Source organism: Polaribacter sp. Q13, assembly GCF_016858305.2.
GTDB lineage: Bacteria > Bacteroidota > Bacteroidia > Flavobacteriales > Flavobacteriaceae > Polaribacter.
This window is the reverse complement of the sequence record NZ_CP074436.1, coordinates 3,508,233-3,524,492: the sequence shown is the minus strand read 5'-3', so window position 1 is coordinate 3,524,492 and position 16,260 is coordinate 3,508,233. Positions and strand designations below refer to the sequence as shown.

Below are 16,260 nucleotides of genomic sequence, written 5' to 3'. Positions count from 1 at the left end.
AAAATCAGTTCTATACGAAATACTAACAATCTAGATCAATTAAACCTTCTTCAACTTAGTTCCCATAATTTTAATCCAATTCTAATAATTAAAAAAAATAAAATAGTCTTCTAAATATTAACCTGACTTAATCAATTAATCTAAAAACCAACTCCTTACCATTTCTACCTCAATACCATCTATGGTTTTATGGATATATTCATTTTTCATAGAATCATACCTATAGTCTTTAGACCAATCCAATATATTTTTAGACAATTCTTTTAAAGAAGTACTAATAAACGCTAACTCTTCTTTTGAAACTGTAGGATGAATGGATAACCGAATCCAACCTGGTTTTTGTGTATTACATCCGTGTAAGATTTCATCTTTAATTCTATTAGATGTTTCTTGATCTACGTTTAGTAAAAAGTGTCCATACGTTCCTGCACAAGAACAGCCTCCTCTTGTTTGAATTCCGAAACGATCATTCAATAATTTTACGACTAAATTAAAGTGATATTTTTCAAAATAAAAAGAAAAAATACTTAAACGGTTTTTATGATTTGGTGCAAGAATTTGTACTTCAGGTAAACTCTCTAAAGTGGCAAACATTACTTTGTTAATTTCATCTTCTCTCCTCTTAATATTTTCAGTCCCCATTTTATCCTTTAGCTGAAATGAAAGAGCAATTTTTATGGTTTGTAAAAAACCGGGTGTTCCTCCATCTTCTCTGGTTTCTACATCATCAAAATAATCATGTTGCCCCCAAGGATTTGTGTAACTTACGGTTCCTCCTCCAGGATTATCTGGAATGGTATTTTTATATAATTTTTTATTAAAAACCAATACTCCCGAAGTTCCTGGTCCTCCTAAAAATTTGTGAGGAGAAAAAAAGATAGCATCTAAATATTCATCTTCTGCAGCTGGATGCATATCAATAGTTACATAAGGTGCACAGCAAGCAAAATCTACAAAACATAATCCGTTATATTGATGAATTAATTTTGCCACTTTATGGTACTCCGTTTTAATACCAGTTACATTTGAACATGCGGTAATAGATGCTATTTTGATAAGTCTATGTTCGTGTTTTTTTATGCTTTTTTCAAAGCTTTCTAAACAAACCAACCCTTCATTATTACAAGGCACAACCTCAACATCTGCAATGGTTTCTAACCAAGATGTTTGGTTTGAGTGATGCTCCATATGGCTTACAAAAACAATCGGTCTAATTTCTTCTGGAATGTTAGTGTATGCTTTTAAGCTTTCGGAAACTTTTAATCCTAAAATTCGTTGAAATTTATTAACAACTCCCGTCATACCAGAACCATCAGTAATTAAAACATCATTACTATTGGCATTCACATGCTTTTTTATAATGTTTCTAGCTTGATGATATGCCAATGTCATTGCTGCTCCTGATGTTGACGTTTCTGTATGTGTATTGGCTACAAAAGGTCCAAAATCGTTTACTATTTTGTCTTCTATAGATTTATAAAGTCTTCCACTAGCTGTCCAATCTGTATAGATTAGTTTTTGAGTTCCGTACGGGGACTCAAAAGTTTGATCTATACCTATAATTTGATTTCTAAACTGTGTAAAATATTGTTCTAATTCCATTATTTCTTCTGTTTTAGGTAGATAAAAATCATTTTATAAAAAGAATTACCTTGGTAATACTACCAAAGTAATTCTCTAACTAATGATTAATTATTAAAAAGCTTAAAGCTATTTACCCCTTTTGTTAACCAATTAGAATATTCATCTACATCTGGCGTATAAGCTACTGGATCTATTAAATTCTCTTCATTATGATCCATTAAAACGTACATAGGTTGCGTGTTTGCTTTGTATTTTATCGTTTGTAACTCGCTCCACTTCTGACCGATATACTTCAGTTTCTTTCCTGGTTTTAACTTTGATTCTACAATGTCATTTTCTTCCAATTTACGTTTGTCATCAACATATAAGGAAATTAAAATAACATCGTTTTTAAGCATTTTTAATACCTGTGGTTTTACCCAAACATTTTGCTCCATTTTTCTACAGTTTACGCAGGCATGCCCCGTAAAATCTAACATTACTGGTTTGCCTACCTTTTTTGCATAAGCCAAACCTTTATCATAATCATTAAAAGCTAAAATATCATGTGGCGCCATTAAATGTGCTCCATCAGGAATATCTGAATGTGATACCCCTCCTCCACTACCAAGCTGTCTAAATCCAACTCCATAAGGAGACTCACTATAATGTGGTGGTGGTGGAAATGCACTTATTAAATTTAAAGGTGCTCCCCAAAGTCCTGGAATCATATAAATTGTAAATGAAAGAACAATTAACCCTAAACTTAATCTACCTACAGAAATATGGTTTAATGGAGAATCATGAGGCAGTTGTATTTTTCCAAACAAATAAAGAGCTAAAGTTCCAAAAATGGCAATCCAAATTGCGATAAAGACTTCTCTTTCTAATAAATGTAATTGTAAAACCAAGTCTGCATTTGATAAAAATTTGAAAGCTAATGCTAGTTCCAAGAAACCTAAAACAACTTTTACTGTATTTAACCAACCACCAGATTTTGGTAAAGAGTTTAACCAACCAGGAAAAGCTGCAAATAATGCAAATGGCAATGCTATTGCCATAGAAAAACCTAACATACCTACAATTGGTCCTACTTGGCTACCTCCTGCCGCGGCTTCTACTAATAAAGTACCCACAATTGGTCCCGTACAAGAAAACGAAACAATTGCTAGTGCTAAAGCCATAAAAAAGATACCAATTAAACCACCTCTATCTGCCTGAGAATCTACTTTGTTTGCCCAAGAATTTGGCAACATAATTTCAAAGGCTCCTAAAAATGAAGCTGCAAAAACAAGTAATAAAACAAAGAATATAATATTAAACCAAACATTTGTAGAAAGTGCATTTAACGCGTCTGCTCCAAAAAGTAGACTTACTAAAACGCCTAGTAACACATAAATTACAATGATAGATAATCCGTAAATAATGGCATTTTTAATTCCGGCTGCCTTGTTTTTACTTTGTTTGGTAAAAAAACTAACCGTCATAGGAATCATTGGAAATACACAAGGCGTTAACAATGCCGCAAAACCTGAAAGAAAAGCGATAAAGAAAATTCCCCAAAGACTTTTTTCTGAAGAAGTATCCTTTTTTATGGTAGCTTCTTTTTTAGTGCTTGTTTTTACGGATGTAACTGCCTCTTTTTTGCCAATGTTAAAAGTTAAATCTACTTCTGTTGGAGGCAAACACCTTGTATCATCACAAACCATAAATTCTACAGTAGCATTTATTTCACTTACACTATCAGTTAATGTGACTTTTTGTTTAAATATGGCTGAATTCTCAAAAAACTTAATCCTCATATTAAAAATAGGATCATCAATTGTATGCCCCTCTTCTTCTAAAGTATTTCCGTTTATTTTGAAGCCACCATTGCCATCATCATACATAAAAGTGGTGGCAATTGGTCCATCTTCTGGAACCTCTTGAGAATATAAATGCCAATTTTCTTCTATACTAGCCTTAGAAATTAAAAAATATTCTGTTTCAGATAACTTTTCTACAGAGGTGGTCCATTTTACTGGATCTACAATTTGAGCATTTACTAAAATGGAACAGAGTAAAAACGCAATGAATAGTATTTTTTTCATTATAATTTATTTTATTTCAAAAATTAAATCAACTTCTGTTGGCGGTAAACATCTACTATCATCACACACCATAAACTCTACAATGGCATTTACCTTAAAAAGAGCTTTCTCTTTTAATCTAATACGCTGTTTAAACGACGCTTTAGATTCGAAAAACTTAATTTTCATATCAAAAATGGGGTCGTTAATTGTGTGTCCTACTTCTTCTTTGGTATTTCCTTTTTTTAAATAGTTTGGACTACCCTTAAATGAAAAAGTTGTTGCAATGGGTCCGTTTTCTGGCACGTTTTGAGAATACAAATGCCAATTAGCGTCAATATTAGCTGTTGCTATTAATTCATATTCTTTGTCTGAAATCTTTTTAACAGAAGTAGACCACTTTACAGGTTCTACAATTTGGGAATGACCAATTGTAAAAGCCAATAACGCACATACTAAAATAAGTTTTTTCATCTCTTTAAATATTAATTATAATTATACTATTTTAAAAGGGTTGTTCTTTTTTAAACAACCCTTTTTTAATCTCTTAAACTTGTTTTTATTGATTAATTAATTCAAGATAATTGAAAACAAAATGGAGAGAGATTAATTTCTATTTTAATGGTTTAAATACAATTTCGTATGACTGTCCTTTCTTTTGCAACTTTTTTGCCAAAGCTTGAATGTCTTTTTTTGAAATATTATTAATTACTTTTTCGAAATTTTTAGGATTATCCATATTATAACCATCCCTATAAAAAGTCTTTAACAAAGCCATATCATAACTATTATTGTTTTTTGATTGCTCTCTTACTTTTTTATAATTACTTAAGGTTTTTTGCAAGTCTTCCTCTCTAATATCTCCTTTCGCTAATTTTGTCAACTCATTATGCACAATACCTATTAATTTTTCTGCCAAATCAGGATTACAATCAAATCTAATAGACAAATAAGATAATGACTTAGGTACTTTATTTAAAAATGCAGATGCTCTAGGACTATAAACCCCTCCTTCTTCTTCTCTCAAAGTTTCTGTTAATCTTAGTTGCATAATATCTCCTAAAGCCTTAGCAATAAAATTATTTTTAACAGTATAATCATTTGAAACTTTAAAAGAAATATTCACACTTGTTTTTGGGTCTTCCATTGCCAAAAACACATCTTCATCTACTTTATCAGACTTCCATTTAACATTATTGTCTTTAAAAGATTCTCTTGATTCATCCGTTGGTAAACTTGCTACATATTTAGCTAATAATGGTTCTAATTGCTCTGCTTTCACATCACCCACAATATAAAAATCGAAATCGGCTGGATTATCAAATCGGTCTAAATAAACCGCTTTCATTTGTTCGAAAGAAGCATCATCTGCAAATTCTTTATTAAACACTCGTTTAATAGGATGGTCTTCTCCATACAATGTGGTTGTAATACCATCTTTCATTTGTTCTCCAATATCCTTACTCCTTCTTACCAAGTAATTACTAATTCCTCCTTGAAGTACTTTATATGCTTGCTCATCAAAACGTGGGTTTTCAAAATACAAATATGTTAATTGTAACATAGTTTCCACATCTTTAGTAGAAGAATTACCTGTAATACTTTCTGATGTTTCTGATAAACTAGGCGAAGCACTTGCCGTTTTACCTGCCAATACTTTAGGAAGGTCGGTTGCAGAATAATCTCCTAATCCAGACATTTGTAATAAATTGCCCATTAAATCTGCAGATGGTAAATCTTTTACTTTTAACAGAGATTTACCTCCATAACTTACAGCACTTAAACTTACCGTATTCTTTTGTTTATCAACAAATTTATAATGAACTTTTACACCATTACTTAATGTATAAGTGGTAGCACCTAAAACTTTATTATTTTCTGTTTTAAGAATTTTTCCTTCTTTAATTTCTATTCCAGATATTAAGGTTTTACCCGAAAATGCTTCTGAATATGCAATAATATTTGGATTATTTTCTACACCAGTTATAATCTGCTTTACTTGTGCTTCTGTTAAATTATTTTGACCTTTAACACCTGTTACATTTATATATCTATTGTTTTTAGAATACAATCTTTTAATAGTGTTGTGTACCTCATCTGGAGTTAATGTCGCAAATATTTGCTTTACAATACTATATTCTTTTTCAATATCTAAAATGTTAACATTGTTAAGATAGTTCTCTTTAATACTATTGATAATGCTGCCATGAGGAACATCATCTTTTTTAGCAATTTGTGTTTCATAATAATTTGAAAACTGCTTAATGGTTCTTTCAATCTCTGAATCTGTATAACCAAATTTTACAGCACGTACAACTTCTGTTAACACTGCCGCAAAAGCCTGTTGTTGCATTTCTGGTTTTGGTGATATTCTTAAGCTTAACCCATTGTTTGCTCTAGACATAGAACCATAACCTAAACTAGCGCCTAAAAATGGTGCTTCTGGGTTTTGCTTTTTCTCATTAATTCTTGCAGATACCATAGTAGTTGCCATTGCTTCTAACAAAGAAGCCTTTAAATCATTAACTGTTTGATTTTTTAATGATTTTTTATGACGAATTCCAAAATCGATACTAGGTGTTGAGATTTCTTTATCCAGACCTAAACTATACAAAAGTTGTTCGTTTTCTGGTATCTCTACGATAAAACGTTCTCTGGCATTTTTAACAGCTGGAATTTTAGAAAATAACTTTTTAATTTTTGCTTCTATTTCATCGGCATTAATATCACCAACAATAGCTATTGCCTGTAAATCTGTACGATACCAATCATGATAAAAATCTCTTAATGCTTTATATTTAAAATTTTCTACAATGCTCATTAAACCAATAGGCATACGTTCTGAATACTTAGAGTGGTTAAAACTTATAGGTAATGATGTTTGAAATAATCGCATTTGCCCATTTTGACGAGAACGCCATTCTTCTTTAATGACACCTCTTTCGGCATCTATCTCCTTATCCGTAAGTAATAAATAGTTACACCAATCATTTAACACCAATAAACCTTTATCTATTAATTCTGGTTTTGTTGGCACATTATCTATGTTGTAAACCGTTTCATCAAAACTCGTATAAGCATTAATGTCTCTTCCAAAAAGTAATCCTTCCTTCTGAAAAGTTTCAAGCATTTGTTTTTCTTCAAAATTTGCTGTCCCGTTAAAAGCCATATGTTCTAAAAAATGAGCTAGCCCTTGCTGATCATCATTTTCTAAAACAGAACCTACATTTTGAATAATATAATAACTAGCCGCGTCTTTAACAACATCCGTACTTTTAATATAGTAAGTCAACCCATTAGGCAACACCCCTTTTCTTATACTTGCATCTACAGGTAAAGGTGTGTTTAAATCTAAAGTTTGGCCATTTAACAATAAGCTAAAAGGTACTAGCAGTATTAGTAAAAAAAAGTGTTTCATAATTTAAGGTATTTATTATAGTAGACGAATAATTTAACGTCGTCCCCTATTAAAGAAATGTTAATTTTTGAATTAAAGCGTTAAAAACTTAACGCATCTGATAATAATATTAGTGGTTTTCTGATACTCTAAAGGCATTCCTCTTTAATATTTAACCAAAGAAGTCTAACTAATAAAGTAAGTATTTCTCAGAATTATATACTCACTAAATAAGTTTTAGGTATCTAAATACTATTTAATAGTTAAAAACTTTATTAGAATTTGAACAATAAATTAAAGAATTTACAAAGCGTCTATAGCATTTTTAACATTGATTACAGATGGATGATCGTTGTTACCACCAGACTTTTTATTCACCTCAAAAAATGTATTAAAGTATTTTGATGCATTACCCTTGTCCTTGTTCTTTAGATATAATTTCGCTAATAAAAAACTCCCCATTATAATACCATCTTGTGTATCTGCTATTTCATGCCCTAATTTTAAGGCTTTATCCATAGATTCTTGAGAACCTTCAAATTTAGGGTTTCTTAAAACTTCGTCTCCTATATTATGAATCGTATAAACATACCTTTGCTCTCCTTTCTGCTTATTTGCTTCTTCTAGTTTTAAGTCGAACCATTTATCATAGTTTTTTTGAGATAAATAAAAAGAATAAACTAAACCTTTTTCCATATCCTCTTGATAAGGAGAAACATTGTCTTTTTTACATTTATCGATCGCTTTTTGTAATTCTTTTAAACTGTTACTAGTGCCTGACTTATTGTTTAAATAACTCATAATAGACAAATTTAAAACATTAAAATATTGCGCAGAATCTACTTCTTTTAAAAAGCTTTCTTTGTTTTTCAATACATATTTATATGCTTTAGAATCGTAATCTATTTTTGCATTTGCTATCACTTTAAACCTGTCTTTGTTTGCAAATTTATCAATTGGTAAACTAGCTAGTAAACCTGAAGAAACCTCCTGACTTTTCTCTTTATTGTATGCTCCATCTAACAAATCGATATAATTTAAAACCAAGTCTAAATCTCTTTCTCCATTTTCATATCTTTTAGCGATAACATTTATCCCCTTATTTGGGTCTATCGCTATTTCTCCACCTGCAATAAGATCTTTAGCCTGTTTTCCGCCAACTAACTTATGTACCAGTTTTCCATCGGGAGCAATAAACAATAAAGTAGGATAAGCATTAACACTATATGTATTGTTTAATGCAATGCCTTCTCCTTTTTCCATGTCTACTTTTATAGATACAAAGTTTTCGTTATAGAAATCGCCTACTTCTTTTAGAGGAAATATCTCTTTAGTCATCCATTTACAAGGGCCGCACCATGTAGTGTAGCAATCCATAAATACTAATTTGTTTTCTTTTTTTGCTTTATCTAATGCTTCTTGAAACGTTCCGTGCTCAAATTCAATTCCTTGAGCAAAAGTTGTACAGCTAATAATAAGTGCTGCAATGATTGTTGTTATATTTTTCATGCTATGGGATGTTTTAAAATATGTTTATAAAGTAAATTACATTAAAAGCAATGTTGCCTTTATTGATGAAACAATAAAATTTCTAAATAAAAAGCAACACTGTTTTCGTTAATAATATAAGCGTGGTTTGTAGCTACTATAATAAGTTGTCTAAAAGTGCTCTCACCTCTTTACTAGATGGTCTTGGTGCATTTGCATTTACGATATTTCCTTGTGGATCTATCAAAATAAATTTAGGGATAGCGTTTATTTTATAAGCCTCTATAAAGTCTGATTTAAAATCATTATCAGCCAACAACTGTATACCACCCATATTGTCATCTTTTACCATCTTCTTCCAAGCATCGTAAGCATTTTTCTTATCTACGGATAGACTGATAAAAGTGATATTTTTACCGTGATATTCTTTCTCAATTTTTTCTAAAAAAGGAATTTCGTATTTACAAGGTCCACACCAAGTTGCCCAAACATCAATGTATAAATATTTTCCTTTAAAATCGGTAAGTGAAGTTGTGCCACCTGCATGGTTTTCGTAATTTGTAAACACTGGTGATGCCTCTCCTTTACTCAACATTTTTAATTCGTTGTATAATTTAGTGAGTTCTTGTTTTTTTGCTTCAGTTGAATAATTATCCATTAAAAGCTTATACATAGCTTCTAAATCGGTAGCTCTACTTAATCCAGAATTACCGTAAAACACAAGCATAATATCTTTAATATTATCGTTAGGTATTTTTGCTAATGATTTTAACAGCTCCAAATCTTGAGAAGTTCCTTGCGCTTGAGCTATTTTACTTGCTTTATCTCTAAAATGCCCTAATAATAAATATTGATATATTGACGAAAACATAAAATCGTCTTCCCTATCATAAGTTAAAGCATCCAATTCTTTTGTAAATTCTTTAGAAGGCACATACGTAGAATCTCCACTTACATATTGATACACTCCTTTATATCTATTGATATAGTCTAAATAATGGTAATTGATTTCTCTTTTCTCTTTCTCCCTAATATTATTAGGGATGTTTTTAGTTGCAGCTAATATCGTTTCTAAATCATTTTTAATAGCCTTTATTTTTGCCTTAAATACAGGTTCTTTTACATTATAGAAATTAGTAGCCTTATCACTATTAAAAACACGCCCCATCTCCTCTTCATTTGCCATTAAATAACTACTGGTTCCAGAACCTTCTCCACAAAACTGAATGGTGTTTTTAAAGTTCTTTGCATCATATGATATATTAATTTTTATACCATTTTCGATGTGCAACGGAATTCTATTTTTACCTTCATTAAATGAGTAATGGCCTGGTAATAATTTTAAAGTATCTAAAAATGTACCTGTTTCGGATAATTTTACTACCGTTTTAACATTTTTATTAACCTTAAAAGTATCCCTCCAATTAAGTGTTATTTCTTTTTCGGATGAATTGGTAATCTTACCAGAAATAATAGCATAATCTATTTGTTTCTCTTCTTTAGACTTACAAGATAATACACCTATAAAAATGCCAAATAAAAGTAATGCATGAGTATATGGTTTCATATAGATAATTATTTTAGAAAGTTTTTTAACTCATCAGTTAAAACATCGTGATAATCATGTTTGTAAACAATATTACCTTCTGGCGAAATTAAAACTAAATGAGGGATGCCTACTACAGCATATTTAGACCCTATATTTACTGGTAGTTTTTCATCATCAATAACCTGTGTCCAAGGTAATTTGTGTTTGTCTACAGCATTAATCCACTTGTCGTAGTTTTTATCTGTACTAATACTTAAAATTGCTAATTGATCTTCAGAATAAGCTTCTCTAATCTCTCTTAATTCTGGAAACCCTTTAATACATGGCCCACACCAATATGCCCAAAAATCGATTAATAAATACTTACCTCTATAATCTGTTACAGATACATCTTTATTATCATAACTTTTAAGAGTAAATAAAGGAGCAGGTTTACCCATAGTTACTAAATCTAAATTCTTTCTTCTTTCTACTAATGGCTCTAAAAAGTAACTTGATTGTAAACTAGCGTCAAAACTATTTAAAACTTGATCTAAAGTATTGGTGTCTGTATTCCAAAATTGAGTGTAAGCGGATTGTGCTAAAGCAATGTTTTTTGGATGCTCTTTTATTGCAGCAATTAACTTATCTGAAAAACTAGCTTTAAAATTAGCTTCTTCAGGTGTAAGATCTTTTTTATATTTTAGGCCTTCCATTTTAGCAATACCTAAAGCCTTTTTAATTTTTAGATATTCCTCGTGTCTTGGAGCTCCTTTAACAATAAGACTATCGTTAATTATAGATAATACATAAGTACCTGTACCCGTAAATAACTCTGTACTATAGTTTTTTTTATTGTAGCTTATCGATACTTTTCTTACCGCACTAACGGTATCTATTTTAACTATTGTAGTTTTTGATTTTATAGAGTCTGTTATGGTTAGCTCGTTATAAGCTTCCATACTTTCTACACGCTGGTATGGAGCTATAGTTAGTTTCCCTGTACTATTACCATCTACATTAATTTCTAATGTACAAGTGTCTACTTTTTTATTTTCCTTAGTATTACATCCGCTTAAAATAATGGCAAGTGCAACAGGTATGAATCTTAATTTTTTCATAATTTAATTTTATTTATAGGTGTAACAAGACACCAAAGTCTTTGGTTGTTATTTATAAGTAGCCAGATATTTTAGATTCTGGCTACTAAGTTTTAAAAGGATTTGATATGGAGTTTATTCCCTACTATTTTCTCCTATTTCTGGATTTTGAAAGATGTATTTTTGCGCTATAGGTAATGCCCAATTTTTACTATTTGCTGTTAAGGTAAATGTCTCTCCTTTGTATGTATGAATAATATTAGTTTTTTGCGAATCGTACACATTGTAACGTTTTAAATCGAAAAAACGGTGACCTTTCATATATAATTCAAGTCTTCTTTCCTTTTTTACTAAAGCAAAAACTTCATCTTCATCTGTAGTTGTTATTGGCTCGTATGTACCAGTATCCATTCTTTTTTCTCGTAATGTATTTAAATCATTAATAGCTAAATCTGCTCTATTTAATCTTACATTACACTCTGCTCTTGTTAAAAACATTTCGGCTGTAGATGGCCCAATAGGCTTAAAGGTTCTAACATATCCAACGGTGAATATTTTTTCTGGACCAGATAAGCCGAATATTGAAGGTGGCCCGAAAAGTCTTCTTCTTTGATCGTTAGATTCTAATAAACTAAGATAATCATCAGATGCAATAGCAGCACTATAAGCTGCACCTGATTCTTTATGCCAAATAATTTCAGGATCATTTTGTGGAATATCTCCTTGATTAGCTATGTCAGGAAAAAACCAATCTGGAAAGGTATTAAAATCTAACAATGTATTGCTTAATGCTAATGCATTGTCGGCAGCATCTCTTGCGTTTTCAAAATCTCCCATATATAAATATACACGCGCTAAAAGACCATAAACACCTGCTTTTGATGGACGATGAACTAGCTCTGGAGTATTTGGTAAGTGTTTTATAGCTTCAGTTAGATCGTCTAAAATAACAGTATAAACATCATTAACAGTTGCTCTTGGATACTCGACTCCAACAAGTTCTGTTCCTAATCTTAATGGCACACCAAGATCTGTATTTGCAGTTGCTGGATTGTAATGAGAACCATATAAATTTACCAAAGAAAAATAGGCATATGCTCTATGTGCCAATGCTTCAGCTTTTAAAGCATCCTTTTCTTTTACAGTACCATCTATAGCATTTGGAACATCATCAATTACAATATTTGTAACATATATTTGACCATATAAGTTTTGCCAATCGCCATCTTCTTCTGCATCTGTATAAATGTTGTCTTTCCAAATAAAAGTATTAGTAGACGCAGAACCTTCTGGATAAAAACTTAAAAAATTATCAGTTATCATTACATCATCACTCGCTAATTCTGTGTTGTAAAAACTGCTAACAAAACCCGGAGATATTACTTGAGCTCCCCCTACACCACCAAACACTTTGGTTTGATCTAGTAATAATCGGTAATCATTTATTTTATTAGGAATGACACGCCCTTTAGGTTCGATATCCAAATACTCCTGTCTATCACAAGAAAATATAAGTAGTATAAGTGAAAATATGTATATAGTGTTTTTCATAATTTATATTTTAAAAATTAGCATTTAAACTTAGCGTAAAAGTTGGTCTTATCTTAAAAATTAAGCTCTCTGGATCAACATTCCACTTGTTAAAATTAATTAAGGCTAAATTGGTTGCTTGAAAACTAACGTACAAACTGTTAAACCCTGCTGAACGTGTTATTTTATCATCTAATTGATACCCTAAAACAACCTCTCTTAAACGAATGTGAGAAGCATCATCTACATGCTGACTTCCATATCTGTAATACGTTTGGTAAGTATCTAAAGTAGCATCTGTTCTTGTAGTTGGTATTTTAGGAATATTTGTAGTAGTTTCATCTCCGGGGTTTTGCCATCTGCTTTCAAAATCTTTATGAATATAATGATTACCGCTAAAAGTATTTGGCAAATTGGCATAATCCATAAAGTTTGTATTTCTAAATACATGGCCCAATTTAAAGCTAGTTAATGCTCTTAAAGTAAAACCTTTGTAAGAGAATTGGTTTATCCAACCACCGTAAACTTTTGGAGTTGTAGTACCTTCGTATTTAAGTGCTTCAACTACATCTATATCTCTGTTTACTAGCTCTCCGTTTTCATTTAAAAACATAGGAGCTCCTTCCTCATTCAAGCCTTCAAATTGGTAGCTGTATAAATAACGTAATGGTTTGTTTTTTAAGGGAGAACGTAGTCTAGTATATGCAAAAGGTGTGTCTTCAGGAACTTCAACTTCTGTAACAGTATTTTTGTTATAAGAGAAATTTAAGGTTGTATTGTATTTAAAATCCTTTTTATTAACTACAAGTCCTCTTAAAGAAATGTCTACTCCTTTATTTTCCATCGCTCCAGCGTTAATTAGAGCAGAATTAAATCCTAATATTGAAGGAAAAATAACGTTAGACAGTAAATCTTCACTTTTTCTTTGATAATATTCAACAGAACCATTTAACCTGTTGTTAAACATTCCAAAATCTACACCTAAATTAGTTACATAAACTTTTTCTAGTCTTAATTCTGGGTTTTTAACATTAGAAATAAATCCATAATCATTTCCTGTATAAGGATCGTTAGAAATACCTACTTGTACAAAAGGACTTGTTGAATTGTTAACGTTACCATTACTACCGTATGTAGCTCTTAAAGATAAATTATTAATGGTATTGCTTTTAAAAAAATTCTCATTATGAATAGACCATTTAGCACCTATTGAATATAACGGAATGTTCTTGTACTTATCACTTGCTCCAAATAAATTAGCATCATCTAAACGAGTACTACCTGTAATGGTGTATTTTTTATCGTATGTATATGCAAAGTTTCCATAATAAGAAATATATCTATTCTCATTTTCTGTAATAGAAGCATAATTTGGTATTTGGTTTTGACCAAAATAGTAAACCGTAGGAAACCTATCTGCAAAGTTTATATTACTTGCAAAATTTAATGACCGATCATCATAACCATATAATCTATTTGCATTAGAGTCCGAAAGCACTTTTCTTGCTTCATAACCACCAATAACACTAACATTGTGTAAGTTATTTTTAAATGATTGATTATAATTTAATTGCAACCTACCCGATTGAGATTCAGAATTGTATATATTCAAATCTAACATACTTCCTGCAGGAATAGCACTAGCAATTGCATCATCGGTACCTGTATTTGTAGTGTATATATTAACTTGATTTCTTACTTGAAAGGTATTCTCATTATAAAGGTTTCTTGCTTGATAGGTTCCTTTTTCGTACTGATATCTACCTTCAAAAGATATATGATCGGTTATTTTATAATTTAATGCAGCTTGCAATCTAATTTGTGTATTAGTTATACTATTATTTTTGTTTTCTGCCTCTTGCTGTAAATTATAGTCCCAATTATAAGGATAACCATTATCTACACTTCGAGCATCTTTAAATTCTTGATAAAACCCTTGTGATTGCGTTAGGCGATCTCCGTTTTCATCAATAATATTTTGATACTGATCTAAACCAGATGCATTTGCAAGAGACATTCCATTGTTACCTGATCTTGTTTCAGAATAGTTTACTCTACTCGTAAATGTAAATTTTGGAGACAATTTTATATGATTGCTAATATTAGCAACTATTTGATTACTGTTGTTATTTTTAAACGATCCATTATTTTTATTTTGATTATATAACAAAGAAGCTCTATAACTGCTGTTTTCGCCACCACCACCAATACTTAGGTTGTGTTGTAACCATGTTTGGTTAGAAATAAAAAGATCTTCAAATTGCCCTCTGCTATCAATATTTTTTAAATTATTTATAATAGCATTTGCCTCATCATTATTTATTACTCCCTCATTTAATGATAAGTAAGTTTCTAATCCTTTACTAATATTCGAAGAATTAAAAGAATTTGGTAATGTTCTCCATTCGTTATCTGCCATATGCTTTTCAAACTCTAAAAAACTTTCTGTTGATGCATAAGGTTGATCATGTAGATCTAATTTATTAGTCATAGAAAAACTAGTAGAATAACTTACTGTAGGCTTAGCATTCTTTGTGCCTTTACGAGTAACAATAACAATAACACCATTGGCTGCTCTAATACCCCAAATAGATGCTGCCGCCGCATCTTTTAAAATAGTAATACTTTCCACATCGTTAGGGTTAATTGTTTCTATGCCTTGCTCTATAGGAAAACCATCTACTACAACTAATGGATCGTTTACAGAGTTAATTGTACTAACACCTCTAATTGTAGCGCCATCTCCAGCATCAAAAAGAACCCCAGCAACTTCGCCTTCTATTTTATTAAATATATTTTGAGAAGTTTTTATACCCAAAACTTTATTATCCAATTGTTCAAAAGAACCAGTTGCGCGTTCTTTAGATATTTTTTGATACCCTGTATTTAATACTATCTCGTCTAAAGTGTTTGCATTTTCTTTTAAGACTACATTAATTTCTTGTTGGTCTTTAATTTTAACAACTTGAGTTAAAAAACCAACATAAGAAAACTTAACTACATTTCCTTTTGATGCTCTTATAGTAAAATCCCCATCGAAATTAGACGATGTTCCGGTTAAAATGACCCCTTCAGAATTTGACACTATAATATGAGTACCTGCTAACGGAATGCCAGCTATATCTTTAACACTACCTTTTATGGTTTGCTGGTAAATTGCTTTGTTTATAGCAGCACCTTGTTTTAAAACAATTCTTTTATCTGCCGTTAATGCATAGGTAAAACGGCCAAAACTCAAACTTTTAGTCAATAAATTATGTGCTGTAATAATTCCTTTTTTCAAAGTAACTTTTGGCGCATTTTTAAAATCTTTAGTTTTATAAACAAACCTATAATCAGTTTCTTTTTTAATGAGCTCAAAAACATCAATCACAGATATTTCCTGATTGTTTTTAATGTTAATTTTTACATTTTGAGAAAAACTAGTTTTGCTATTAAAGCCAAATGTTAAAGCGCAACTTAAGAAGATGAAGGTTTTCATAATAAATAGTAAAGATTTTTTCCTAAAGTCTATAGGACCTCTAATAAAAATAAATTTCATAAATTTGATAGTTTTTAGTTAGTTAAACATTTTAATTAATTATT

9 protein-coding genes are annotated in these 16,260 nt (G+C 30.7%); all 9 read right to left on the bottom strand.

The window, feature by feature from the left end; all coding sequences use genetic code 11:
- Window positions 1–135: 135 nt before the first annotated feature.
- The 9 genes from JOP69_RS14865 to JOP69_RS14825 all read right to left on the bottom strand — a co-directional run bounded on the left by JOP69_RS14865 (window position 136) and on the right by JOP69_RS14825 (window position 16,216).
- Window positions 136–1,602 (bottom strand): aminotransferase class V-fold PLP-dependent enzyme, encoded by a 1,467-nt coding sequence (locus JOP69_RS14865; RefSeq protein WP_203391696.1) that lies wholly within the window; start codon window positions 1,600–1,602, stop codon window positions 136–138.
- A gap of 86 nt (window positions 1,603–1,688) precedes the next feature.
- Window positions 1,689–3,653 carry a cytochrome c biogenesis protein CcdA gene (locus JOP69_RS14860; protein ID WP_203391695.1) on the bottom strand — a complete coding sequence of 655 codons (1,965 nt, stop codon included), beginning with the start codon at window positions 3,651–3,653 and terminating at the stop codon, window positions 1,689–1,691.
- 6 nt (window positions 3,654–3,659) lie between these two features.
- Window positions 3,660–4,106 (bottom strand): protein-disulfide reductase DsbD domain-containing protein, encoded by a 447-nt coding sequence (locus tag JOP69_RS14855; protein WP_203391694.1) that lies wholly within the window; start codon window positions 4,104–4,106, stop codon window positions 3,660–3,662.
- A 139-nt stretch (window positions 4,107–4,245) separates the two neighbouring features.
- Window positions 4,246–7,050: a pitrilysin family protein gene (locus JOP69_RS14850; RefSeq protein WP_203391693.1), complete on the bottom strand. Its 2,805-nt coding sequence runs from the start codon at window positions 7,048–7,050 to the stop codon at window positions 4,246–4,248.
- Window positions 7,051–7,332: 282 nt separating this feature from the next.
- Window positions 7,333–8,538 carry a thioredoxin family protein gene (locus tag JOP69_RS14845; RefSeq protein ID WP_203391692.1) on the bottom strand — a complete coding sequence of 402 codons (1,206 nt, stop codon included), beginning with the start codon at window positions 8,536–8,538 and terminating at the stop codon, window positions 7,333–7,335.
- A 136-nt stretch (window positions 8,539–8,674) separates the two neighbouring features.
- The gene (locus JOP69_RS14840; protein WP_203391691.1) at window positions 8,675–10,084 is read right to left on the bottom strand and encodes a TlpA disulfide reductase family protein; all 1,410 of its coding nucleotides are present in this window, start codon (window positions 10,082–10,084) and stop codon (window positions 8,675–8,677) included.
- An 8-nt stretch (window positions 10,085–10,092) separates the two neighbouring features.
- Window positions 10,093–11,166, bottom strand: coding sequence for a TlpA disulfide reductase family protein (locus JOP69_RS14835; RefSeq protein WP_203391690.1), 1,074 nt, complete (start codon window positions 11,164–11,166; stop codon window positions 10,093–10,095).
- Window positions 11,167–11,280: 114 nt separating this feature from the next.
- The gene (locus tag JOP69_RS14830; protein ID WP_203391689.1) at window positions 11,281–12,696 is read right to left on the bottom strand and encodes a RagB/SusD family nutrient uptake outer membrane protein; all 1,416 of its coding nucleotides are present in this window, start codon (window positions 12,694–12,696) and stop codon (window positions 11,281–11,283) included.
- A 10-nt stretch (window positions 12,697–12,706) separates the two neighbouring features.
- Window positions 12,707–16,216 carry a SusC/RagA family TonB-linked outer membrane protein gene (locus tag JOP69_RS14825; protein WP_203391688.1) on the bottom strand — a complete coding sequence of 1,170 codons (3,510 nt, stop codon included), beginning with the start codon at window positions 16,214–16,216 and terminating at the stop codon, window positions 12,707–12,709.
- Window positions 16,217–16,260 lie beyond the last annotated feature (44 nt).